This is a genomic window from Bradyrhizobium sp. MI1.4, from assembly GCF_055811315.1.
In genome coordinates this window covers 1-501 of sequence record NZ_JBVVPP010000151.1, presented here as the reverse complement: position 1 = coordinate 501, position 501 = coordinate 1, and the positions used below count along the sequence as shown (strand labels likewise).

General features: G+C 53.9%; 1 protein-coding gene and 1 pseudogene. Both read left to right on the top strand.

Annotation, left to right across the window (positions count from 1 at the left end; genetic code table 11):
- Positions 1–241: pseudogene (locus AC0L23_RS40050) on the top strand (hypothetical protein); the annotation flags it as partial.
- Positions 242–340: 99 nt separating this feature from the next.
- The coding region (locus AC0L23_RS40045) for an imidazolonepropionase-like domain-containing protein (RefSeq protein ID WP_473358432.1) at positions 341–501 on the top strand (161 nt) is incomplete at its 3' end.

Genomic DNA, 501 nt, shown 5'->3' with positions numbered 1-501 from the left:
TCCACCAGTTCCTGATCTTGCGCAGGGTGCCGGCCAAGCGCTCATTGACTCGCGAGTTCTGCGAGATGTCTTTGCCGAAACAAGCGATGTTGATGAGGCTCTCGCTAGCTATGAAGACAAGCGTCTCAAAGCCGCTTACTACGTGGTGAAATGCTCCCAGCAGGGAAGCTACCTGGGACGTAACAAGGTAGACCCAATAGTAGTGCGCTATGAGCGCGAAATTGAAGCTATGGGCGTGTAAGTTCGTGCAAGCGTTCGACTATCAATTTACCCCTTTATTACCGTGTTCATGCTGCCGCCAAGCGCCCAACATCAGCATTGAGTGACTGGGAGTGAAACTATGTGGGATGCAATCTGGGTCAACGGTCACCTGGCAACCATGGCGCAGGAGGAGGGCTACGGAATCGTTGAGAACGGGGCAATTGCGGTAGAAAGTGGACGTATCGCATGGGTCGGCCGACGCGATGCTCTCCCAAATGCACTTCATGAGCATGCCACCGA